Source organism: Aquimarina ulvae, assembly GCF_053613295.3.
The window spans coordinates 443,853-466,408 of the sequence record NZ_JBSIBP030000001.1; the positions used below are offsets into that span (position 1 = coordinate 443,853).

At 34.6% G+C, this 22,556-nt stretch carries 16 protein-coding genes and 1 tRNA gene; 6 read left to right on the plus strand and 11 right to left on the minus strand.

Annotated features, from left to right (window positions below; genetic code table 11):
• Positions 1–74 precede the first annotated feature (74 nt).
• The 7 genes from ACWGOQ_RS01935 to rplM all read right to left on the minus strand — a co-directional run bounded on the left by ACWGOQ_RS01935 (position 75) and on the right by rplM (position 7,358).
• A complete protein-coding gene (locus ACWGOQ_RS01935) occupies positions 75–2,516 on the minus strand; it encodes a DUF5686 family protein (RefSeq protein WP_452056867.1) in 2,442 nt (813 codons plus the stop codon).
• Positions 2,517–2,602: 86 nt separating this feature from the next.
• Positions 2,603–3,166, minus strand: coding sequence for a ribosome recycling factor (frr, locus tag ACWGOQ_RS01940; RefSeq protein ID WP_452056868.1), 564 nt, complete (start codon positions 3,164–3,166; stop codon positions 2,603–2,605).
• 51 nt (positions 3,167–3,217) lie between these two features.
• Positions 3,218–3,925, minus strand: coding sequence for a UMP kinase (gene pyrH, locus ACWGOQ_RS01945; protein ID WP_452057201.1), 708 nt, complete (start codon positions 3,923–3,925; stop codon positions 3,218–3,220).
• 454 nt (positions 3,926–4,379) lie between these two features.
• Positions 4,380–5,345: a translation elongation factor Ts gene (gene tsf, locus ACWGOQ_RS01950; RefSeq protein ID WP_452056869.1), complete on the minus strand. Its 966-nt coding sequence runs from the start codon at positions 5,343–5,345 to the stop codon at positions 4,380–4,382.
• Between the two features lie 163 nt (positions 5,346–5,508).
• The gene (gene rpsB / locus ACWGOQ_RS01955) at positions 5,509–6,387 is read right to left on the minus strand and encodes a 30S ribosomal protein S2 (protein WP_452056870.1); all 879 of its coding nucleotides are present in this window, start codon (positions 6,385–6,387) and stop codon (positions 5,509–5,511) included.
• A gap of 129 nt (positions 6,388–6,516) precedes the next feature.
• On the minus strand, positions 6,517–6,903 hold the full coding sequence (gene rpsI, locus ACWGOQ_RS01960; RefSeq protein ID WP_452056871.1) for a 30S ribosomal protein S9: 387 nt from the start codon (positions 6,901–6,903) through the stop codon (positions 6,517–6,519).
• Positions 6,903–7,358 carry a 50S ribosomal protein L13 gene (gene rplM, locus ACWGOQ_RS01965; RefSeq protein WP_452056872.1) on the minus strand — a complete coding sequence of 152 codons (456 nt, stop codon included), beginning with the start codon at positions 7,356–7,358 and terminating at the stop codon, positions 6,903–6,905. Before rplM ends, rpsI begins: the two co-directional genes overlap by 1 nt.
• Positions 7,359–7,634: 276 nt before the next feature.
• Between rplM and ACWGOQ_RS01970 the strand changes: the two genes are divergently transcribed.
• The 3 genes from ACWGOQ_RS01970 to ACWGOQ_RS01980 all read left to right on the plus strand — a co-directional run bounded on the left by ACWGOQ_RS01970 (position 7,635) and on the right by ACWGOQ_RS01980 (position 12,179).
• A complete protein-coding gene (locus tag ACWGOQ_RS01970) occupies positions 7,635–10,331 on the plus strand; it encodes a DUF5916 domain-containing protein (protein WP_452056873.1) in 2,697 nt (898 codons plus the stop codon).
• A 75-nt stretch (positions 10,332–10,406) separates the two neighbouring features.
• Positions 10,407–11,606: a serine hydrolase domain-containing protein gene (locus ACWGOQ_RS01975; protein ID WP_452056874.1), complete on the plus strand. Its 1,200-nt coding sequence runs from the start codon at positions 10,407–10,409 to the stop codon at positions 11,604–11,606.
• A gap of 87 nt (positions 11,607–11,693) precedes the next feature.
• A complete protein-coding gene (locus ACWGOQ_RS01980) occupies positions 11,694–12,179 on the plus strand; it encodes a lipocalin family protein (RefSeq protein WP_452056875.1) in 486 nt (161 codons plus the stop codon).
• A 77-nt stretch (positions 12,180–12,256) separates the two neighbouring features.
• Here the strand turns inward: ACWGOQ_RS01980 and ACWGOQ_RS01985 are convergent, their stop codons facing one another.
• Positions 12,257–13,087: a TerC family protein gene (locus ACWGOQ_RS01985; protein WP_452056876.1), complete on the minus strand. Its 831-nt coding sequence runs from the start codon at positions 13,085–13,087 to the stop codon at positions 12,257–12,259.
• 69 nt (positions 13,088–13,156) lie between these two features.
• Complete coding sequence (polA, locus tag ACWGOQ_RS01990; protein ID WP_452057202.1) at positions 13,157–15,988, minus strand: DNA polymerase I; 2,832 nt, start codon at positions 15,986–15,988, stop codon at positions 13,157–13,159.
• 398 nt (positions 15,989–16,386) lie between these two features.
• Between polA and ACWGOQ_RS01995 the strand changes: the two genes are divergently transcribed.
• Both ACWGOQ_RS01995 and ACWGOQ_RS02000 read left to right on the plus strand, forming a co-directional pair.
• The gene (locus ACWGOQ_RS01995) at positions 16,387–17,625 is read left to right on the plus strand and encodes a metallophosphoesterase (RefSeq protein WP_452056877.1); all 1,239 of its coding nucleotides are present in this window, start codon (positions 16,387–16,389) and stop codon (positions 17,623–17,625) included.
• An 81-nt stretch (positions 17,626–17,706) separates the two neighbouring features.
• A complete protein-coding gene (locus ACWGOQ_RS02000) occupies positions 17,707–18,003 on the plus strand; it encodes a thioredoxin family protein (protein ID WP_452056878.1) in 297 nt (98 codons plus the stop codon).
• A 20-nt stretch (positions 18,004–18,023) separates the two neighbouring features.
• On the opposite strand, the gene ACWGOQ_RS02005 is transcribed toward ACWGOQ_RS02000, so the two are convergent.
• Positions 18,024–18,662 (minus strand): polysaccharide deacetylase family protein, encoded by a 639-nt coding sequence (locus tag ACWGOQ_RS02005; RefSeq protein ID WP_452056879.1) that lies wholly within the window; start codon positions 18,660–18,662, stop codon positions 18,024–18,026.
• A gap of 47 nt (positions 18,663–18,709) precedes the next feature.
• Positions 18,710–22,012 carry a glycosyltransferase family 117 protein gene (locus ACWGOQ_RS02010; protein ID WP_452056880.1) on the minus strand — a complete coding sequence of 1,101 codons (3,303 nt, stop codon included), beginning with the start codon at positions 22,010–22,012 and terminating at the stop codon, positions 18,710–18,712.
• 217 nt (positions 22,013–22,229) lie between these two features.
• Between ACWGOQ_RS02010 and ACWGOQ_RS02015 the strand changes: the two genes are divergently transcribed.
• Positions 22,230–22,302 (plus strand) — tRNA-Gln (locus tag ACWGOQ_RS02015).
• Positions 22,303–22,556: the final 254 nt, after the last annotated feature.

Genomic DNA, 22,556 nt, shown 5'->3' on the forward strand with positions numbered 1-22,556 from the left:
CTTCTGCAAATGTAAGAATTTGAGGTTTTAATAATTGAAAAATATTCAAAAGAAAATAAATAAATAATAACGTATTAAAGCTTTAGATAAAAAGTAAATTTAAAGGCAATATTATCCTCAACTTTTGGTAGATGATAAGCACCATATCGATAGGCAAAACTTAATCCAAAGCCAGCAAAAAGTTTATTGATTTCAAATCCTGATTCCTGATAACCTTGTTGAAGAGAATTGAAATCTACTCCCTGATGTTTGTCTCGGTTGCTAACATCACCTATTGCATACCGTGTGATGAATACCATCTCGGGTTTAAACCAACTAGAAATTTTAAAAGGTCTTAGTTTGTGTCTAATTTGTAAAGTGGCTAGGCGGTCACTAAAAAACTCACTAAAATACATTGTTTCAAAACTCCTTCTTCCTGCTACAGAAAACCGTTGGAAAATGGTCTCTTTTGTTGGAGCATTTGGATAAGCATGGTACAAGTGGGTTAACGGTACGTCACCACTTGCGATATCAGCTTCCAGTAGTAAACTGGTTCTCGATTGGTTGAGACGATTAATAATATATTCTGCTTTTATTCCTATTTTGCTGTAACTGAAATCACTATCAAAGATGCCTTTATATCCTTGGGTGTATTGAGCGGTAATTTTTGGGTATCCATCTTGTATTTCCCTAAAACCATTTGGTGTTTTTAAAAATTTACTAAAAGGACTCCATCTTAATGCTATTGTAGATTCTGCTGTTTTATATTGAGAGAATGCAGTACCGTTATCCAGATAGGTATAACCACCTGTCTGATCTATATTACTAACTGATAATTGAGTTTCTGATAGCAATTTTGGGAAAATTCTATGTTGCAAACTAGTACTCCAGGTTCTGTGTTTATAATAGAAATCAATGTTAACTAAACGAGGTTCAAATAGAGAATAGACACGTCTGTCTGTTAAATAAAAAAAACTTCCGACCTCACGAAGATCATCTTTGTAATTTATATTTAACCAAGATCCCGAATCTTTATTTAGTAAAAGGCCGCCTCCTACTCCAAATTTGAATTTACTGTCTTTAAAACCATACACCAGATATCCTTCAGCACGAAACCGTTCTGATAATTTTTCGTTTGTTAAGCCTCCAAGTCCGATTCGTAAGCCTTCAAAATTATTGTATTTAATCGGGTAGGTGAGGTCAAAATCAAAAAAACCTACCGGATAATATCCAATGTTGAAACTTTGAATTACATCTATTCTTCGTTCTATGTTTTGAGCTTGAACGATGCTGTCTACAACAGGAAAAGAATTTAGATCTTTCTCCGTTATGGCACTAGTTCTATATGTATTCCAGTATTCTTCACTTCTAGTCGTAGCTTCAGGGGCTATTTCTATTGCAGATTGTTGTCGTTTTATTTTGGTATTTGATTTTGTATCGTAATCAAAAAAGTCGGTTTTAGAAACAAGAAAATCATTATTGCCGGTAAAACTTTTCTTGTCATTACCTAATCGTCCAACAGATATTTGACCACCAAACAACGTAACTTTTTGTTTTCCAATTCCCGGTGTAATAGAGACTTCTTGGCTTAATGGAAACCATAATTTTTCTTTTTCATCATAATTAAAGTCGTTAGTCACCATAACGTTAAGCTCTCCTCTTAATTCCGCAATAGCTTTTTGGATGGCCAATGTTTCCATATCCAAATACAATACCCCTTCTAGGCTAGCAATTTTTTTAGACCTTCTTGGCTGAAAAAGGATAACATATGCAGGCCTTTTGCCTTGGGTAGTATCCAGCACTTTGTAATAGTAATTTTTAAGAGCTTTTTTGGATAAGGGGCTTGCATATCTGTTATTAAAAATTACATAGTTTTCTTCATAAAGGGAGTTTGATTGAATCTTTATTCCTAAAACATTGTAGACAGGTTTGTTAAACCCTGTCATTCTGGACGCCAGAACAGTCTCTTTCTCATCACGTCCTTTATTAAATTCATGAAGACTTACTTTTTCAGAAAGAAAAGAGTGGGCGTCATTAAATATACGTTCCATATCCGCACCTGTCGTATCTGGCGTTTCGAATCTTGCTTGATTATCCTCAGTAATTTTGAATTTATTATATGTTTTATAATTATAACCAGATAAAACTTTGTCCGGGTTATTCTTTTCTTTGTTGTTAATGGCTTGTTTAACGATATTGGAAGCAATGCTTCCCGGAATATCTAATTCTACTGCTTCTAATCTTTCTTGTTTAGGAGCAAGAAGTATTTCGACTTTTACTACATCTTCTGATTTAATTGAAAAGCTTTTTGTTGTATACCCAATATAGCTAATGGTTAGATTGACTGGATAGCTATCACATCGTATTACAAATTCTCCTTTAGAAGAAGTTAGTGCATAGGTGTTGTTATCTGTTTTTACGGTAGCAAAAGGTAGCGGTGAACTAGTACTTTGATCAATTACTTTTCCAGTAATGCTAATTTGGGACAGTAAAACAAAATGGGTGAAAAATAATAAACAGAATAGTTTGTTTTGCATTATCCGAATTGATTCATAAGTATTGATTAGGGTACACAGAAGTATTTTTATTGATACAATACTTCTGCGCTTGTATTTGTGGAATATTAAACGGTCATAATCTCTTTTTCTTTTACGGCAAACATATCATCAATTTTTTTAATGTAGCTATCGGTTAACTGCTGTATGTCAGTCTCGGTATTTTTAGCCATGTCTTCAGACAGTCCTTCTTTTTCTAATTTTTTAATATCGTTGTTGGCATTTTTACGATCGTTACGCACCCCGACTTTGGAGTCTTCCGCTTCTGCTTTTGCTTGTTTTACCAATTCTCTACGACGTTCTTCGGTCAAAGGAGGAACGCTGATGATTACGCTTTCTCCATTATTCATAGGGTTGAAGCCGAGATTGGCCATCAAGATTGCTTTTTCGATCTCTTGAATAAGTGACTTTTCGAAAGGTTGAATAGTGATAGTTCTGGCATCAGGAGTACTTATATTACCTACCTGATTTAATGGTGTAGGATTTCCGTAATATTCTACCATCACCCCACTTAACATAGCCGGAGAAGCTTTTCCAGCTCTAATTACAATTAACTGTTTTTCTAAATGAGCTATAGCGCCCTCCATAGATTCCTTAGTTGAATCCAGAATAAATTTTACTTCTTCGTTCATCTTAAAATAATTCTTTTCTTTTCAGTAGATCAAAAAACGAGCCACTATTTGTTATAGGTTTACTTTTGTTCCGATAGATTCTCCAGAAATCACTTTTAGCAGATTGCCTGTTTTGTTCATATCGAAAACTATAATAGGTAATTCATTTTCCTGGCTTAATGTAAATGCTGTTGTGTCCATTACTTTAAGACCTTTCCTTAAAACATCATCAAATGTAATAAAATCAAATTTAGTAGCTTGAGAATCTTTTTCTGGATCTGCAGTGTAGATACCATCTACTCTCGTTCCTTTCAGGATTACATCTGCATTGATTTCTATGGCTCTTAATACTGCTGCAGAATCCGTAGTGAAATAAGGGTTTCCGGTTCCTCCACCAAAAATAACGACTCTTCCTTTTTCTAAATGTCTAAGCGCTCTTCTTTTAATAAATGGCTCTGCTACTTCATTGATTTTTATTGCAGATTGTAATCTTGTAGGTATATCGGCATCTTCTAGTGCGCTCTGCAAGGCTAATCCATTGATAACTGTTGCTAGCATGCCCATATGATCTGCCTGAACTCTATCCATGCCTTTACTGGCTCCGGCTACACCTCTAAAGATGTTACCACCTCCTATTACTATAGCTACTTCTACACCTTTATCAGTAATTTGTTTGATTTCATTTGCATATTCTGCTAATCTTTTAGGATCAATACCATATTGGCGTTCTCCCATCAGGGCTTCTCCTGATAATTTTAGTAATATTCTTTTGTATTTCATCATTTGCTTGGAACTGTGGTGCAAATATAATGATATTCTTAGTTTAGAAAATACTTTAGTAACTAAAGCTAAATCTTTATTTGAAATGTCGGGATTGTAACAATTGAAGTGATAAATATTAAAAAAGGGTTCTTTTCCCCTAGCGATGCTATTGATCGGCTTTGGATAAAGTTATAGGTTTGTCACAGGAAAACAAAAATAGGGAGATGAGAGGTGTTTTTGAAATAGTACTTAGATATTTTAAGAATATATACATTCACAATAGTGTAGTTTGTATTCTGGGCTGATTGGGGAGTTAGTCTTTTTTGGGGTAGCATTTTGGAGGGGTCCAAAATGTTTAAAAAGAATATTTTGGCTACTATAGAAAAAATGCTTTGAAAAATGACGAAAAAACCGCTTCAATTGAAGCGGTTTTTTATTTTTTAGAAGATAAGTAATATTTCTTAATATTCTATTATCCTAGAGACACTCTTTCAAATCCAGTTACTTTAATATCTCCATATGATTCAACATACTTAGCAACACTAATTTTTTCATCCTTTATGAAATTTTGATCAAGAAGGCATTGCTCTTGATCTAGTGTAGTATTATCAGAAATAAATCTTTCCATTTTTCCAGGAAGAATTCTGTCCCATATTTGTTCTGGTTTACCTTCTGCTTTTAGTTCAGCTTTTGCATCTTCTTCTGCTTTTGCTAAAACTTCAGGAGTTAGTTGAGACATTGATATGTATTGAGGCACGTTTTTAAGTGTTTTACCTAAACGACCTAATTCTTCATTATCTTTTTCGATTACTGCAATTCTAGCTTCAGTTTCAGAAGCGACATAAGCAGGATCAAAATCCTTATAAGAAAGTGTTGTAGCTCCCATAGAAGCAATCTGCATAGCCAAATCTTTTGCTAACACATCAACGTTATCCACTTTAGAAGAAAGTCCAACGAGTGCTGCAATTTTGTTTATATGTACATACGAACCAACATAAGGAGCTTTTAATTTAGCAAATGCATTAATTTCTAACTTTTCACCAATAACACCAGTTTGTTCAACTAATTTTTCTGCAACAGTCATTCCTCCAAAATCTGAAGCTAAAAACTCTTCTTTCGAATCGTAATTCAATGCTGATTCTGCTAGTTGGTTTGCAAGTGCAACAAAACTTTCATTTTTACCAACGAAATCCGTTTCACAACCTAAAACTATAGATACACCAGCAGTGTTGTCTCCGTTAACTTTGGCAATGGCAGCTCCTTCAGATGAATCGCGATCAGCTCTTTTAGCTGCAACTTTCTGTCCTTTTTTACGTAATACATCTATAGCCTTGTCGAAATCTCCTTCAGCTTCAACTAATGCTTTCTTGCAGTCCATCATTCCTGCACCTGTAGCTTTTCTTAATTTATTAACTTCTGCGGCGGTTATCTTAACCATATCTTTGAATATTTAATGTGTTTGTGTAAAAAATAAGTCGTTTAGCTATGATTACTACAAAAGTAAAGAACTAAACGACTCATTAATTCTATATTAAAGTTAAGTTTTAGTGCTTATTCTTTAATAGTATAATCTTTAATGATTGAAAGCAATCAATGAATGTTTATTCTTCTTCTTGCTTAGCAGTTTCAGTTACTGCTGGTGCTGTTTTTTCGGTTTTAGCTACAGCAGCTTCTTCTTTTTCAGCTTTAGCTGGTGCTGAAGCTTCTGTTGCCGGAGCCTTTTCGGTTTTAGCTGGTGCTTTTTTTTCAGTCTTAGCAGTAGTTTCACCTTTTGGAGCTTCTTTCGAAGCTTTTCTTTCACTTAGTCCTTCGATAATTGCATCGCTAACAAAGGTCATTACTTTGTCAATAGATTTAGAAGCATCATCATTAGCAGGGATCACATACTGAACCTGACGTGGATCAGAATTAGTATCTACCATTGCAAAAATAGGAATGTTTAATTTTTGAGCTTCTTTTACCGCAATATGTTCACGCGTAATATCAACAACAAATAACGCACCAGGTAGACGAGTCATATCAGATATAGAGCCTAAGTTTTTTTCTAATTTAGCTCTTAAACGATCTACTTGTAAACGTTCTTTCTTAGATAAAGTGTTAAATGTACCATCCTTCTTCATTCTATCGATGGAAGCCATCTTCTTTACAGCTTTACGGATAGTAACAAAGTTCGTAAGCATACCACCTGGCCATCTTTCTGTAATGTAAGGCTGATTAGCTTTTGCTGCTTTTTCTGCAACAATTTCTTTAGCTTGTTTTTTGGTAGCGACAAAAAGGATTTTTCTGCCAGAAGCTGCGATTTTCTTTAAAGCCTCACTAGCTTCATCGATTTTTGCAGCCGTCTTGTATAGGTTTATGATATGGATTCCATTACGCTCCATATAGATATACGGTGCCATATTTGGATCCCATCTTCTTGTCAGGTGACCAAAATGTACACCTGCATCAAGTAAGTCTTTTACTTCGATATTGTTTGCCATTTTTGTAATAGTTTACGTTCTGTTGAATTAGCAATACCCAAGTGGCTATCAATTTGATATGGCCATGAGTATTTAGATGCTAAACTAACCTCCCAAAATTGGGGATAACAACAAATACTGTTTAATAAATTAACGTTTAGAGAACTGGAATTTCTTACGAGCTTTCTTCTGCCCAAATTTCTTACGTTCTACCATTCTTGGATCTCTGGTCAATAAGCCTTCTGGTTTAAGGATTGCTCTGTTTTCCTGATCCAACTCGCACATAGCTCTGGATAATGCCAGGCGAACTGCTTCAGCTTGCCCTGTAATACCCCCACCATATACATTTACACTTACATCAAACTTTTCCTCATTGTCCGTTAAGGCAAAAGGTTGGTTCACTTTGTATTGTAACGTAGCAGTCGGAAAATAAACGTTAAGATCTTTTTTGTTGATCGTAACTTTTCCAGAACCTTCTTTAAGGTACACTCGAGCTACAGCCGTTTTTCTACGACCAATTTTGTGAATAACTTCCATTACTTAAATTCTTTTAAGTTAATAGTTTTAGGTTGCTGAGCATCTTGATTGTGATTTGCTCCTGCATAAACCTTTAAATTACGGAATAATTCTGCTCCTAGTTTGTTTTTAGGTAGCATTCCTTTTACCGATTTTTCGATTAAACGCTCTGGGTTTTTGTCAAATAACTCCTGAGCAGTAAGACTTCTTTGCCCTCCAGGGTATCCAGTGTGACGGATATACGATTTATCAGTCCACTTTTTTCCTGTTAAGTTGATTTTTTCGGCGTTTGTAATAATTACATTATCACCGCAATCAACGTGTGGGGTAAAGTTAGGTTTACGCTTTCCTCTTAATAGTATCGCTACTACAGAAGATAGACGTCCTAAAGTCTGTCCTTCAGCATCTATATGTAACCATTCCTTAGAAACGGTTGCCTTATTGGCAGATACTGTCTTGTAACTTAATGTGTCCACACTAACTAATTTTACTAATTAAACATTCCTTTCCTATATAAAATAGGGGTGCAAATGTACAATTATATATTTATATAGCAAACAGGTAATTGATATTATTTTAGAACTATGATCCGTTGGTTTTCAGATACATTGATCATATGGTGTGATTTTCATCATTCTGCTTTATAAAAGTTCTCTATTGATGTTAATATTTTATTAAAAAGGAGAGATAACTGTGACAAAGATTCCTATTTTATGTCCTGTATTAAACATCAATCAACAAAACTAATCGACATGAAGAGCGCTATTCAAGTAATAGGAGTATTTCTTTTTACATTATTTGCGAATGCCCAGGATTCTACGGTTGTTAAAAAGAGAATCTATACTACTAAACCTCTCAAAGGGTTAGATGCACCAACAATTAATGGAATAATAGAAGAATCGAGCTGGGACTTAGTAGAGTGGTCAGGAGATTTTATAGAGAATCAACCCGACGAGAATACACCGCCAAGTGAACAAACAAAATTTAAAATATTATATGATCAGAAATACCTTTACATTGCGTATCGATGTTATGATAGCGAACCTGATAAAATAGAAAAAAGGTTGTCAAGAAGAGATGGCTTTGCCGGAGATTGGGTAGAAATTAATTTAGATAGTTATCACGACAAGCGCACTGGATTCTCTTTTACGATTACTGCGGCAGGAGTAAAAGGTGATGAATTTATATCTAATAATGGGAATAATTGGGATGGTAGTTGGAACCCTATCTGGTATACTGCGACTAGTATTGATGACAAAGGCTGGACCGCAGAAGTGAAGATTCCATTAAGTCAATTGAAGTTCGGTAAGAGTAAAGAACAAATATGGGGACTTCAATTGACCAGAAGATTTTTTAGAAAAGAAGAAAAATCCGTATGGCAAAGAGTTCCGCAGGATGCTCCCGGATGGGTTAGTGAATTTGGAGAGTTACACGGATTGATCAATATAGAACCGCAAAAACAATTAGAAATCCAGCCTTTTGGAGTTGTGCAATACGACACTTTTCCAGAAGAAGGTGGTAATCCTTTTAGAGATGGAGATGATTTTAAGTTAAACGGCGGTCTTGATGCTAAAATTGGTATAACTAATGATCTTACCATGGATTTAACAGTTAATCCGGACTTTGGTCAAGTGGAAGCAGATCCTGCGGCTATTGCTTTGGATGGTTTTCAGATTTTCTTTAGAGAACAACGACCATTTTTTGTAGAAAACAAAAATATTTTTGACTATAGATTTGCTAATGGTCAAGATAATGTATTTTATTCTAGAAGAATCGGAAGAAGTCCACAAGGTTCTATTGGTTCGAGCCCTATAAATACAGAATTCGTGGATAGGCCTAATAATACTACTATTTTGGGGGCTGCTAAGTTTAGTGGTAAAACCAAAGATGGATGGTCTATTGGCATTTTAGAAAGTGTTACTGAGAGAGAAATAGCTAAAATTGAAGATGCTGATGGAAATAGAAGAGAAACTATCGTAGAGCCGCTAACAAACTATTTTGTAGGTAGAGTGCAAAAGGATTTTAATGACCGTAATAGTTATATAGGAGGTATTTTTACAGCTACAAATCGTAATCTTGGAGATATACTTAATGTAGATTATGATAATCCGAATACCGATGAAACATCAGAATTAGTTGGATTGAGAGAAAATAATCTGAACTTTTTAAGAAAATCTGCATATACAGGAGGATTAGATTTTAGGCATAATTGGAAAGAAAGGAAATATTTTATAGAAGGAAATTTAGTGACAAGTCATGTAGAAGGATCCAAAGAGGCAATTGAAGCAACACAAAATGAGTTAACGCACCTTTTTCAAAGAGTAGATGCAAGCCATGTGGAAGTAGATCCAAATAGAACATCGCTTACCGGAACAGGAGGAAAACTTATAGGAGGTAAATCAGGTGGTGGGAACTGGAGGTATACAGCGGGAGTCTTCTGGAGATCTCCGGAATTAGAGTTAAACGATGTAGGGTTCTTAAGACAGGCTGATGATATACGACAATTTGTCAATGTTCGTTATTTATTCCTGAAACCCACAAAGTTCTATAGACGTGCTAATGTTAGTTTCGAACAATCCTCTGCTTTTGATTTTGAAGGAAATTATAATAGAATTCAATATGAATTCAACGGTTATATCAATTATCAAAACAACTGGTGGACTGAGATAGGGGCAGCTCATAAACCTAGAATTTTTACAAATACTATTTTAAGAGGAGGTCCTAGATGGAGATTTTCCGAAGAGAATTTTGCCTTTCTGTTTTTTGGCTCAGATAGCAGAAAGAAGTTTAACTTCACAATGGGCTATGTGAATTCGGGGGCACGACAAAATAATTTTTCCGTGCAACGATATGTTTTGAGGCTAAAATATCAACCATTTAATGCATTTAGTATGTCCATAAATCCAGAATTTGAAAGAAACCCTAATAAAACGCAATATGTAACGGAGACCAATTTTGCAGGGACACCAAGGTATATAACTGCAAGAATTGATCAGCAAACCTTAAGTGCTAGTATTCGCTTAAATTACAATATCAACCCGAATCTTACAATCCAATATTACGGACAACCATTTATTTCTAGAGGTACATATACGGATTTCAACTACGTAAACAATGCTACGGCAGTAGATTTAAATGAGCGAGTAACTCTATATGATGAAGAACAAATATCTTTTACAGATGATATTTATTCAGTCGATGAAAATAGGGATGGTACAGAGGATTATACAATCGACAATCCTGATTTTGCCTTTGTGCAGTTTCGGTCTAATTTGGTATTACGTTGGGAGTATATACCAGGATCAGAGATCTTCGTAGTATGGTCGCAAGGGGTTAATGGTTCAGGTGATCCAGGAGATCATTTGTTTAGAAGTTTAGATAATCAAATTTTTGGTCAACAACCTGACAATACATTCTTAATTAAGGCTACTTATAGATTTGTATTATAAAATATAAAAAGGATCTTGGAATTTTTCAGATAAAAGTTTTTACCTGTATTTTGCAGCCTATTAGATTATGGCTATATGAAAAACTTTCTTGGATTTTTTATTTCTATTTTAATTGTCGGATGTACAACTTCTAAAATGGAAGAAAAAGTGGTGGTTGTAGATCAAAAACCAGTGGTAAACAAAAGAGATTCTGTATCATTTTTTTTGGAACATTATGAGAAGTTTTTTGCGACCAACTTTAATATATCAGAGTGCCCCGGTGCGGCTATAGTAATCGTAAAAGATTCTACAGTGATATATAAAAGAGGTTTTGGAGTAAAAGAAATCCATACAACCGATTCAGTTAATGTAAACACCGTATTTAGGATTGCAAGCTTGTCTAAAGGAGTGACTTCTGTTTTGGCAGGAAATCTGGTTGATCGCAAAGAACTTCAATGGGATCAGGGAGTAAAAGAATCGGTGAGTAATTTTGATCTAAGAGATAAAGCACAAGCCAACCGATTACAAGTAAATCATCTGTTGTCTCATACTACCGGATTATATAAGTATACCAACTCTAAGCTTATACATAAGGGACTGTCCTTAAAAAATATCATATCCAATTTTAAGAGAAACGGAGTTGTTGACAGAGAAGGAACCAACTATGAATATCAAAATGCTGTTTTCTCTGTAGTTGAAAAAGTAATGGAAAATGCAACGGGAAAATCTTTCGACACTTTACTTAAAGAACGATTATTTATCCAGGCAGGAATGAAGAATGCTTCTAGTTCTTTTATTGATATCAAGCAGCATTCTAACGTAGCCTTGCCGCATAAATGGAATCATTATTCTAAAAAGTTTTATCTAACAGCTATTCATAAAAATTATTATAACGTGGCGGCAGCCGGAGGAATTAATGCTTCGATATCTGATATGGCTGAATATTTAAAAGTGTTATTAGGATATCGTCCCGATATTATTTCTAAAGAAAGCCTGACGGAGATTTTTAACCCAATGATTTGTACGAGTCAAAAAGATACGTATGTAAATTTATGGGATGGAGTTACAGATTCTTATTATGCGAAAGGGTGGAGAGTTTTAGATTATAGGGATAGAGTTATAATTTATCACGGCGGAAATGTAAATCAATATAAAACACAGTTAATGATAGATCCAGCAAATAAAATCGGTGTATGTGTTTTATTTAATGCCCCTAATTCTTTTAATGGTCCAGTAATCCCTACGTTTTTAAATTACTATGACTTTTTTACTGCAACTAAAAGTGCTACCCATTAAAGTAGTACTTTTTTAGATAAGCATATTATTCTTTCATACATACTAATAGTTTAGAATGAATCGTTATTAATATTTAAAACTCAAATTATGAAAGCTAAATTTTTTCTTTTCGCATTGTCGTTTACATTGTTCTATACATCCTGTAGTTCTGATGATGATAACGGGGGTGACCCAATAAATGTTTCGTTAGTAGGGGTTTGGAAACTTACTTCTGCTTCTGGTGCAGGACCTGTAGATCTTAATATGGACGGAACCGCATCTACTAATTTGCTAGAGGAGTTACCTTGCTTTGAAGATAATATTACAGTAAATGAAGATAATACTTATGATCAGAATGTTACTGAAATTTCGGTTATGTTTGAACCAGGAATTCCTCCTGTAGTAACTGCAGATTGCACGGGTAATACGCTTACAGAAACTGGTGCGTGGATGCTGGATGCTGATCAATTGACATTTACTCCTGCTGGAATGGATCCAAAAACGGTAACGGTTACACTAACAGAGACTACACTTTCTTTTACAGATGAAGTAACGGATTTAGGCGCAGTAGCGTTAATCTTTACCAGACAGTAATTCACGATGTACTTAAACCAAAAGCCGCTTCTTTCAAAAAAGAAGCGACTTTTTTATGCATTATAATCTCTTAAAAGTTATTTATCGTCCTCTTTCTCAACTAAAACTTCTTTACGTTTCTTTTGAGCTAATAAATTCTTTTGATAACGTCCTTGTACTATATCAACAATCACCAAGACAATAATAACAAAATAGAAGGTTGTTTTACTCATAGGTGTAATCGCATTGTCGAATAAATGTAAGTGTGCCAAATGACCGCCTTCTGATAACAACATAATACCTACGATGAATAATATAAAAAGCCCTAATACTTCGTACATTCTATTTTTCTGAAGGAAATTAGATACCTTATCTGCTAAAACAATCATTAAAACACCGCCCATAATGATGGCGATGGACATTAAAATTAATTGAGATGCATACTCCATGTGACTAGTCAATGCCATCGCACTTAGAATAGAATCAAAAGAAAATACCAGGTTCATAATGACAATCCAAAAAATGATTTTTTTTGTAGAGCCTCTTTGTGTGTCTTTATGCTGCTCTTCGTGCTCATTGAGAAGCATCATATGCCAAATCTCCTTAACGGCCGTATATATAATAAATACTCCACCCACCAGAACAATGATGCTATGCACGTTGAATTCGAATTCTATAATACCGTTATCATGGAGACTCCAGAACGGATCCTGAAAAAACTGAATTAACGACATCAAAACAAAAAGTAATACGATACGAAGTATGATGGCAAGTCCTACTCCCATTTTTCTAACAAAACTTTGTTTTTCTGCGGGGGCTTTTTTAGATTCTAAAGAAATGTATAAAAGATTATCAAAACCCAATACTGCTTGTAACAAAACAAGCATAAATAAAGTAAAAAGACTATCAGCAGTAAAAAGTTGTTCCATAAAATAAATAATGATTAGTTCGTTATGTTTTTCTATATAGTTATATATGTATCAAAAGCAGTTGCTTTTTTAATGAGCCTCAAGCCAGTTATTTCCCAGACCCAAATCTACATCTAGCGGCACCGCAAGGCTATAAGCACTTTCCATCTCGGATTTTATAAGTGACTGTAACTTTTCTAATTCAGGTTTGTATACGTCAAAGACTAATTCATCATGTACCTGTAGTAGCATTTTGGTTTTATACTTGCCCTCGTTCAATTTCTGATGTATATTGATCATGGCTATTTTGATAATATCAGCGGCACTACCTTGTATAGGTGCATTTACAGCATTTCGTTCTGCGGCTCCTCTTACGACTGCATTGGCAGAGTTAATATCTTTGAGATAACGACGTCTTCCTAGTACGGTTTGTACATATCCATTCTCTCTGGCAAAATCAACCTGCTCGCTCATATAATTGCGAAGTTTAGGGTAGGTTTTGTAATATGTGTCTATTAATTCTTTGGATTCGCTTCGGGAAAGATTTGTTTGGTTACTTAATCCAAAAGCAGAAACACCATAAATAATCCCAAAGTTTACGGTTTTTGCATTACTTCGTTGCTCTCTAGTTACTTCTTCAATAGGGATGTTAAATACTTTTGCAGCGGTAGAAGCGTGAATGTCTTCCCCGTTTTTAAAAGCGTTGATCATGGTCTCTTCTTCACTGAGCGCTGCAATGATCCTTAATTCTATTTGAGAGTAATCTGCTGCGAGCAAAGTATATTCATCATTCCTTGGTACAAAGGCTTTTCGAACCTGTCGTCCACGTTCTGTTCTGATTGGGATATTTTGTAAATTGGGGTTGTTAGAACTTAATCGGCCTGTAGCGGCTACTGTTTGCATATAATCCGTGTGTACACGACCCGTGCTTTCATTTATTTGATTGGGTAATGCATCGACATAGGTGCTTTTTAGTTTTGATAACCCTCGGTAATCTAATATTTTCTGAATGATTTCGTGATCCTTTGCCAGATAAGACAATACATCTTCTGCAGTAGAATATTGGCCTGTTTTTGTTTTTTTAGGTTTGTCTACCAACTTCATTTTTTCGAATAAAATAACACCCATTTGCTTAGGAGAGGCTATGTTAAACTCTTCTCCAGCCTCAGTATAAATTTTGGACTCTAATGCTTTAATATCTTTATCTAGTTGTTCTGAAAGCGATTTTAAGAATTTTTTATCTAAGTTGATTCCTTCAATTTCCATGTCTGCGAGCACTCGTAGTAAGGGCACTTCGATATCTTCAAATAATGATAATATATTGGCTTCATTAAGTTCTGGAGTAAAATGCTCCTTTAATTGATAGGTTATATCTGCATCTTCTACAGCATATTCTGTCTGCTGCTCCTGTGGAACTTGTCGGAATGATAACTGATTCTTACCTTTTTTTCCTATCAATTCGGAAATAGAAACAGGTGTGTAATTAAGATAAGTTTCAGAAAGTACATCCATATTATGTCTCATGTCAGGATTGATCAAATAATGAGCTAACATCGTGTCAAAAAGGTCGCCTTTAACGGTAAGATCATATTTGGCTAATACTTTAATATCATATTTCAGGTTTTGACCAATCTTAGTTATGTTTTCAGCTTCAAAAAATGGTCTCAATTGTTCAATTAATTCCTGAGCGTCTTTCTGGTTTTCCGGAAACGGAATGTAAAATCCTTTTCCTGTTTCCCACGAAAAAGCAATACCCACCAATTCTGCGGTAAGCGGATCAAGACCTGTCGTTTCTGTGTCAAAACAAACATTTTCCTGTTTAAGTAGATTCTGAAGAAACAACTTCATTGCCATTCCTGGTAAAACACATTGATAGAGATGTTCTGTATTCGAAATATTTTTTCTGCTTGAAAATGAGTTGTTTGAAGCGGTGTTTTGTTGATTGTCGCCAAATAATGAAAACTGCCCTGCACCAGCTTGCTCACCTTGTTTTTTAGATGATATAATGTTGTTCGAAGAACTTGATGAAGTTTCTGAAGGGAAGAAGATTTTAGTAAATTGATCAGTTAATCTCCTGAACTCTAATTCTTCAAAAATCTCTTGTACTTTTTTTGCGTCTGGTTCAGAAATCTCATAATCCTTTGCATCGAAAGTAACATCACAGTCAAGCATGATAGTCGCTAATTTTTTAGATAGAAGTCCTAGCTCTTTATTAGCTGCAACTTTTTCTTTCATTTTACCTTTTAACTGGTCGATATTTTCAAAGAGCCCTTCCATAGATCCATAAGCAGCAATAAACTTCTTCGCAGTTTTATCTCCTACACCTGGTAAACCAGGAATATTATCCACCGCATCCCCCATCATACCTAAATAATCAATAACCTGTTCAGGGTATTCAACTTCAAATCTTTTTTGTACTTCAGGAATTCCCCATATTTCAATACCGTTCCCCATTCTGGCAGGGCGATACATAAAAATGTTTTCGGACACTAGCTGCGCATAATCTTTATCAGGCGTTACCATAAAGGTTTGATAGCCTTCCTTCTCAGCTTGTTTTGCAAGAGTTCCGATCAGGTCATCTGCCTCAATCCCAGCTTTTTCAATAATTGGGATATGCATGGCTTTTAATATTTTCTGTATAATAGGAACTGCTATTTTTATGGCTTCAGGAGTTTCGTCGCGATTGGCTTTGTAATCTGCATACATTTCTACACGATCTTTACTGCCTTCTTTGTCAAAAGCTACGGCAAGATGATCTGGGTTTTCTCTTTTAATTACATCAAAAAGTGAGTTGACAAACCCCATGATTGCAGAGGTGTCTTGTCCTTTTGAATTAATTCTTGGATTTTTTATCAAAGCATAATAGCCGCGAAAAATCAGCGCATAAGCATCCAGAAGGAAAAGACGTTTTTGTGACATAATTTGTTTAGTTTTTAGAAACGCAATATAAAAAGAAGATTAGTGAAAATGGATTCAAAATTCTATTAAATAAGAAATGCCGTCAAAGAATGACGGCATTTCGCCCCAAAATAAAATTGATAACAATGTTATCAATTGCTATAAATACGATAGTAATATTTTCTAAATAAAGTAGATTTTTTTGTAAATCCCCCATAATCAAATGGTGAAACGAAGGTACGAATAAAAAGTTTACATATAAAAGAAAATTATAAGATTTATAGCGGTAAGTCTCTGTACAACTACATAATCACAGATATTTTTATGTGATACATTCGCAAATCGTTAATTTTTACTTAAATATAACTAGGATTGATAATAGGAGGGATAGTTTTGTTTGGTAAACAAATTTTATCAGTTATATGCGTTGGATTATCCCTTTAATACTTTACGTAATTATAGAAATATATGCATATCAAGTAATAAGAACTATTACAAAATATCAATGGTTACACGTTGTATATTTGGTTATTTCGTTATTTATTATTGGATATGTAGTGTATGTGTTTGCTAATTATGACAGAAGTGTAGGCCCTACAAAATACACTCTTAGAGCAAGTGGCTTACTATTGGTTACACTGGCGCCTAAATTAATTCTGGTATTGTTTATGTTTGGAGAGGATATTATAAGGCTATGTGTTGCGGGATATACGTATTTGACCAATACTTTTTTTGATGGTAACGCTACTAGGTATTTACCTGATCGAAGGAAATTTATTAGCCAGCTTGCTGTTGGTGTTGCTGCTATACCTTTTGCTGGATTGATCCACGGAATAGTTAGAGGGAAATATAATTTCAAGGTGATAAATCATGTACTCTATTTTAATGATTTACCTGAAGCGTTTGATGGATTTCGATTGACTCAGATTTCTGATATTCATTCTGGTAGTTTTGATGAGGTTGCTAAAATTGAATATGCAGTAGATTTAATTAATCAACAGGAAACTGATTTGTTAGTTTTTACAGGAGATATCGTAAATACGATGGCCAGTGAAATGGATGAATGGATTGATACTTTTAAAAGGTTGAAAACCCCATTTTATGGTAAATATTCTATTTTAGGTAATCACGACTACGGTGAATATGTGACTTGGGAAACTGAAGAAGAAAAGGCAGCTAATTTTGAAGCGATAAAACAGGTGCACTCTAAAATAGACTTTAAGTTGTTACTTAACGAAAATACTTTTGTAGAAAAAGGCGGAGAACGTATCGCTATAGTAGGAGTAGAGAATTGGGGGCACAACTTTAAAAAAGCTGGTGATCTAACGAAAGCGGCAGAAGGTGTTTCTAAAGAAGATTTTAAAATTTTGCTGAGTCATGACCCTTCACATTGGGAGTATGAAGTAAAGAAACACGAGGATCATTATCATCTAACACTGAGTGGACATACTCATGGATTTCAGTTTGGGATAGAGATTCCCGGGTTTTTAAAATGGAGCCCAGTTCAGTATGTATACAAACAATGGGCCGGAATGTATAATGAAATGGGGCGTTATCTTAATGTGAATAGAGGTTTTGGTTTTCACGCTTTTCCTGGTAGGGTTGGAATATGGCCTGAAATAACGGTTATAGAATTGCGAAAAGGGTCTAAGTCAACATAATTCGTAGAAAATGTTATATTTACAATTATATTGAAGTTTTATTCGTTATTGTAATAGCATTAGAATATAAAATTTTAGAACATGTCAAAGTTTGGAGAATTAATAGGTATTAGGGTTCCTGTTTTGCTGGATTTTTATACTGAATGGAACGAGCCTTCTGTTTCTATGCATCCAGTATTAAGAGATGTAGCTGCTGCTCTAGGTGATAAGGCTAAAGTTATTAAGATAGATGTTGATAAAAATGAAGAGTTAGCGACAGCTTTACGGATTAAAGGCCTTCCAACATTGATGATTTATAAAGAAGGTGAGATGGTATGGAGACAGAGTGGTGAACAAGATGCTAATACACTTATTGGCCTTATGAAAGAATACGTATAGCTTCTGTCTATAAATTAGTTTTATATAGAGTCAAACACATACCCTTTTTCTGTAAAATATTCTAATACTTTTGGTAATACACGTTTTAAGTTCTTTGAAGCTTTAATACTGTCGTGAAAAATTACAATACTTCCACTTTTTGAGTTCCTTACTACATTATCGTAGCATTCCTTTGGAGATGTACCTTTATCCCAGTCTTTAGACAAAACATCCCATAAAATAATTTGATACCCAGCCTTTCTTAGTGCACTTAGTTTCTTTTTGCTAAGTTGCCCATATGGTGGTCTAAAAAGTTTATGTTCTGGCATTAAGTATGCTGCTATTATTTTTTCACATTCAAAAACATTTTCTACGTATACGGCAAGCTTGTTTTTTCTTGCATTTAGATGATTCATAGTATGGTTTCCAATATGATGTCCTTCTGAAATGATTTTGTTAAAAATATGGGGGTGTTTTATGATGTTTTCTCCAATACAAAAGAATGTTGCTTTTGCCTTGAAAAGCCGAAGTTGATCCAATACAAACTCTGTAACTTCAGGAATTGGTCCGTCATCAAAGGTAAGGTACAGTTTCTTTTCTTTTTCTTCATAAAAGTCCCATGTGTAATTAGGAAAAAGTAGCTTAATGCTATTAGGAGTTTTAGCAGGTATAAAATCCAAATCAATTATATAAAAAAAGAGCCTTATAACCGTAAGGCTCTAAAAGTTTACGAATTTGGTGTATTTTCTAAAGTATCTAATAGCTTGAGGCTATCCAGAAATTCTTCTTCTAAATCTTGTTCTTGAGTTTCCAGAGCACCTTGATTATCGTATTCTTCGTCTTCAGAATAAAGTCTAGTAAAAAGGCGAAGGTATCTGTTAAATTCTTCTGCTTTTTCTTCAATCATCTCTCTGTCTTGATTGATCAGCAAAAGATCAACTACACTGCGGTACCTCTCTACATTACTGACAATTTCACTTGCATATTGGTATTGTTCTTCTAAAGTAAGACTACCAAAATATGTAAGCTGTTCTTGGTATTTTTTTGCAATTTTATTCCATAACTCACGTGCTTTTTCTTTTTCTCCGACTTCATAATACCCACTTACGTACGGCTCTAATAAAGTATAATATTCATAATACTCTATTGGCATTTTTTCCATACCTAAATCAAGAATTTCTTTGGCTTTTTCTTTCTTGCCTTCGTTAATAAGTGCTTCTACTAATCTAGCAAGATTGCTTCTGTAAGTGATAGCATTTTTACGAGTCTCTGGATCGTGATAAATGTTTGGGTTCTCACTATTTCCCCAATCCCAGCTTGTTACGTTTTTATACATAACATCGGTATCAATACGACCCATGTCGTATGGATTTCGTTTGTCTATAGCAGTTCTTATAGGTACTAATTTATAAGTGACCCCATCTAATTGTAAATAGTCCTTCATCCATAAATAATCATCATCTCCAAAGCTACCTCCGGTAAAGTATATAGGTCTTTCCCAGTTGTTATTTGCAATAATATCGAGCATTAATAGACGATTCTTAAACAGTAAATCTCCTTTGAGATGAATATCTATATATGGCACAATAAGATCTGCATCTTTTTGTGGCACAATACCGTTCTTAAGAACAGTTTCTTTATCCACAGGAATCCTAATGTGTTTGGTTGGGAATGTATTTACTTGTTTCCCGTTTTGTAAATCCCCTTTAGTTCTGGGATCATCCGTTTCTATCCATCTCATCCAATTTTTAATAAGCATGGTATCATTGGTAACTGGTTTGTAATAGATAGCATCGTTATTCCCAAATCTATAGAAATCATGTGTTAGTTGAGATGGAATAGGTTTACCATCATATGCTGCCCGTTTCATTTGATCTATATACCAATCTGTTGCAAATAAACTAGTATTTACTGTTCTTACATCGGTTCGGTACTCTTCTATGTCTTGTGCATACCACAATGCAAACGTATCATTATCTCCTATAGTAAAAAGAATTGCATCTTTTTGACAGGATTGAAGGTACATTTTAGCCATAGCCTGAGCGGTATACCTGTTAGAACGATCGTGATCATCCCAATTCTGGGAGGCTAGCAGTGTTGGGACAGCCAGTAAACATATTACTGTAACTATTGGAGCTAATAATTTAGGCTTTAGTGAATTTTTCAGGATGTCAAATAAAGCATACACGCCAAAACCAATCCAAATTGCAAAAACATAGAAGGATCCGACTAATGCATAATCTCTTTCTCTCGGTTCGAAAGGTCTTTCATTAAGATATATTTTTAATGCTAAACCGGTGAACAAGAAAAAGACTAGTAAAATCCAGAAATTCTTTTTGTCTCTTTGCATTTGAAATACAAAACCAATGAGTCCTAATAGTAAAGGTAAAAAGTAATATGTGTTACGCGCTTTGTTCTTAGTTGCATCACTAGGCAAGTTATCCTGTGATCCAAGGTGTAACTCATCTATAAATTTAATACCGCTTAGCCAGTTTCCTTCGAGGTTTGTATACTTTCCTTGATTATCATCTTGTCGACCAACAAAATTCCACATAAAATATCTCCAATACATATATCCCATTTGATATTCTATTAGGTATTGGATGTTAGATTTGAAGGAAGGTTTTTCTACATTTAGATAATCTCCAAAAGAACGCAAAAATTGATTGTAGTCATCATTGTCAAGCTTTCCCACGGCATATTCTCTTCTAAACTGGGTTACTGCTTCCAATAGCTCCGATTCATCTTGGTATTCTGGTTTTACAGTAAACTTAATAGGGCCAGTAAAGTCCATGTAATTAGCAATATGCTCCGTACTCCACATTCTAGGAAGAAAAGCCTTATGGTCATCGTCTATATTTTGTTTAGCATTCTTCCAGTCATTTACAATGTCATATTTTCCTGTTTCGAGATTCTTTTCATATTTAGGTTTATCATCTTCATATGGATTGTCTTCATCTAATCCAGCATATATTTCGGTAAACTGCGGACCATAAAACAAATGTGTTTCTGGGTATTGTTCTAGATTGTAATAAGCGAGTAATTCACGGGCATTATTTGGGTTATTTTCATTAATGACCGTTCCGGCATTTGCTCGGATAGGTAACATAATCCAGCATGAGAAACCGATAAAAATAAACAATACACATAATACTGCAGAATTTATTAAAGGATATTCTTTTTTACGAGTGTATTTTAGGATGTAATAAAAAGTTGCGGCAATAATTAGTCCTAAAAATATGGTTCCTGAATTGAAAGGCATTCCCAGGCTATTTACAAAAGTTACCTCAAACCATCCAAATAACTTTAATGTGGTGGGTAAAAGAAGTTTAAATATGAATAAGAGTATCGCTACAACCACAATATTGGCAGTAATAAAACTTTTTATCGTAACCTTGTAATTCTTAAAATAATAAAGCAATCCAATAGCAGGAATCGATAGTAATCCCATAAAGTGAATACCAAAAGAGAGTCCGGCTATAAAAGCGATTAAGATGAGCCAGCGATTTCCTCTATGCTTATGCATGTCTCTTTCCCAAAGTAGTCCAAGATAGAAAAGAATAGAAAGGATGCATGTCGCCATGGCGTAAACTTCTGCCTCTACCGCATTGAACCAAAAGCTATCCGTAAATGCAAATGCTAAAGCACCTACCAGTCCACTTCCAAGAGTGGCCAACGCTTTACCTTCTGTAAACTCCTCATCTTTAATAATAAGCTTTTGTACTAAAATAGTAATAGACCAAAACATAAAAAGAATCGCAAATGCGCTTGCAAATGCTGAAGTCATATTAACTACAAATGCTATCTGAGTTGGATCTAATGCAAACATGGAAGCAAAAGCGCCTATCATTTGAAACAAAGGTGCTCCGGGCGGATGCCCTACCTGCAATTTTGATGAGGTTGCAATGTATTCTCCAGCGTCCCAAAAACTGGCAGTTGGCTCTACGGTAAGATAGTAAACGCATAATGCGATAGTAAAAACTACCCATCCTAGTATTTTATTCCACTTTTTAAAGTTGAATGTACTCATAAGATATATATGTTATATAAGGTGTGGCGAATTTAGTAATAAAAATACTTCTCTATTGGTTTTTTTAGCAAACGCTTAACAGAAGTTTATATTTTGAACCATATGAATATTTAATTTACCATTTTTTTTGTTAAAAGATTAGAGCAGAATATTTTTTTTGTAAAAAATGTTTGCAGAGCAAAAAGAATATATTAAATTTGCACCCGCATTGACACATTGGTCTATGGTGTAACTGGCAACACGTCTGGTTTTGGTCCAGAAGAGTCTAGGTTCGAGCCCTAGTAGACCAACATAAAAGGAGCAACAAATTTTATTGTTGTTCCTTTTTTTATTTTTGTTTTCTTTCCAATTTCGCCAAATGGTTTTTGTTCTATGGTTTATTGGGATTTGTCTTCCTAATGCATCTCTAAGTTTATTTGTTAAAGAATATTATTGCCTTTCTGTTAAGAGAAATTCTAATTCTAAATATATCCCTGTAGTAGATGATTGCTGTTATGAACTTATTTTTTTAAAGAGCGAAACAGTTTTTAATTTACGCAGAAGA

What these genes read in the sequence shown, in the direction of transcription:
- rpsB (WP_452056870.1), bottom strand. Translation starts at nt 6,387, where the DNA reads ATGGCAAACAATATCGAAGTAAAAGACTTACTTGATGCAGGTGTACAT.
- ACWGOQ_RS01980 (WP_452056875.1), top strand. Translation starts at nt 11,694, where the DNA reads ATGAAAGCTAAATTTTTTCTTTTCGCATTGTCGTTTACATTGTTCTAT.
- tsf (WP_452056869.1), bottom strand. Translation starts at nt 5,345, where the DNA reads ATGGTTAAGATAACCGCCGCAGAAGTTAATAAATTAAGAAAAGCTACA.
- frr (WP_452056868.1), bottom strand. Translation starts at nt 3,166, where the DNA reads ATGAACGAAGAAGTAAAATTTATTCTGGATTCAACTAAGGAATCTATG.
- pyrH (WP_452057201.1), bottom strand. Translation starts at nt 3,925, where the DNA reads ATGAAATACAAAAGAATATTACTAAAATTATCAGGAGAAGCCCTGATG.
- rpsI (WP_452056871.1), bottom strand. Translation starts at nt 6,903, where the DNA reads ATGGAAGTTATTCACAAAATTGGTCGTAGAAAAACGGCTGTAGCTCGA.
- ACWGOQ_RS01970 (WP_452056873.1), top strand. Translation starts at nt 7,635, where the DNA reads ATGAAGAGCGCTATTCAAGTAATAGGAGTATTTCTTTTTACATTATTT.
- ACWGOQ_RS01985 (WP_452056876.1), bottom strand. Translation starts at nt 13,087, where the DNA reads ATGGAACAACTTTTTACTGCTGATAGTCTTTTTACTTTATTTATGCTT.
- ACWGOQ_RS02010 (WP_452056880.1), bottom strand. Translation starts at nt 22,012, where the DNA reads ATGAGTACATTCAACTTTAAAAAGTGGAATAAAATACTAGGATGGGTA.
- ACWGOQ_RS01995 (WP_452056877.1), top strand. Translation starts at nt 16,387, where the DNA reads ATGCGTTGGATTATCCCTTTAATACTTTACGTAATTATAGAAATATAT.
- ACWGOQ_RS01975 (WP_452056874.1), top strand. Translation starts at nt 10,407, where the DNA reads ATGAAAAACTTTCTTGGATTTTTTATTTCTATTTTAATTGTCGGATGT.
- ACWGOQ_RS02000 (WP_452056878.1), top strand. Translation starts at nt 17,707, where the DNA reads ATGTCAAAGTTTGGAGAATTAATAGGTATTAGGGTTCCTGTTTTGCTG.
- ACWGOQ_RS01935 (WP_452056867.1), bottom strand. Translation starts at nt 2,516, where the DNA reads ATGCAAAACAAACTATTCTGTTTATTATTTTTCACCCATTTTGTTTTA.